Origin of the sequence: Vibrio sp. 10N.222.46.A1 (genome assembly GCF_041473595.1) — a bacterium.
GTDB lineage: Bacteria > Pseudomonadota > Gammaproteobacteria > Enterobacterales > Vibrionaceae > Vibrio > Vibrio tasmaniensis_A.
The window spans coordinates 1-1,242 of the sequence record NZ_JBFRSN010000802.1 but is presented as its reverse complement, the minus strand read 5'-3'; the positions used below and the strand labels follow the sequence as shown (position 1 = coordinate 1,242).

The 1,242-nt window shown below is 44.1% G+C and carries 1 protein-coding gene and 1 pseudogene; both read right to left on the bottom strand.

Translation table 11 applies throughout. The features are described 5' to 3' along the window. On the bottom strand, positions 1–806 hold an 806-nt coding region (gene ylqF / locus AB4496_RS20290), incomplete at its 3' end, for a ribosome biogenesis GTPase YlqF (protein ID WP_372131768.1). 166 nt (positions 807–972) lie between these two features. After that, positions 973–1,215, bottom strand: a pseudogene (locus tag AB4496_RS20285) (c-type cytochrome); the annotation flags it as partial. Positions 1,216–1,242: the final 27 nt, after the last annotated feature.

The following is a 1,242-nucleotide window of genomic DNA, read 5'->3' as shown; positions in this document are numbered from 1 at the left end:
ACTTTACCTAAAGTACCATTACGCAGTTCGTGAAGTAGGATTTCCGAACATTTGTGAATGTCGATATGACCACCAGCACGAAGTGCGCCACGCTTACGACCAATCGCTTCCATTAATTCGATGTCAGACTCTGGAAGCTCTTCAATTTGGTAGCGTTCTTGCAAAAGGTTAGGGTATTGCTTTGCAAGGTACTCGACTGTGTAGAATGCCACTTCATCGTATTCCATTGCCGTATCTTTTACAGCGCCTGTTGCAGCCAAGCGGAAGCCACTGTGTGGGTTTTCTACTTTAGGCCATAGGATTCCAGGAGTATCTGAAAGGATCACGCCATTTTGTAGATTGATACGTTGTTGACGACGAGTTACCGCAGGTTGGTTACCAGTAACCGCGATCGTACGTCCCGCTAAACAGTTGATGATGGTCGATTTACCCACGTTCGGGATGCCCATGATCATTGTACGAATGTTCTTACCCATCTGTTCACGGTGCGGTGCTAACTTACGCACGAGCTCCATAACGTGGTTCACTTCTTCTTTAGCGCTAGTAGTAATCGCAATCGCTTTAACGCCTTGCTCTTTCTCGAAGTGCTCAATCCAACGCTCAGTAAGCTCAGGATCCGCAAGATCGCGCTTGTTCAACACTTTTACACAAGGCTTATCGCCGCGCAGTGAAGAGATCATTGGGTTTTCACTACTGAACGGGATACGAGCGTCCAGTACTTCGATGATCACATCAACCTGTGGGATAACTTCTTCGATTTCTTTACGGGCTTTATGCATGTGACCCGGAAACCATTGAATAGACATAGAGATAAACCTTGATAAATATATTTGCTGCACATTGTAAGGGTTGGATGATACGTGTAAAGGTATATCTCTCCCGACCTTCAATGAGCTCAGTGAGTTTGCTTGAAGTATAGGCGACTTAGTGATGTTTATTTAACTTAGACTGATCTAATGAAGGTGAAATCCATTACTGTTGTGAAGCATAAAAAGCCGCAATATCTTTCAAGTCTTGATCATTGAGTTTACTCAGTTGTGTTTGCATCATCTCAGCGTAAGCGCCTTGTCTATCACCGTTCTGGTAAGCTTTCATTGTGTTATAGAGGTAAGTTGAATCTTGGCCAGAAAGTTTTGGGTAAGCAGTGTTACTTGTTTCACCCGTGGGGTTATGACAGAAAATGCAACTTGGTGACTTCATTTTACCCAGTTCAGGATGCCTCTAATTTTGGCGATCCTGAAC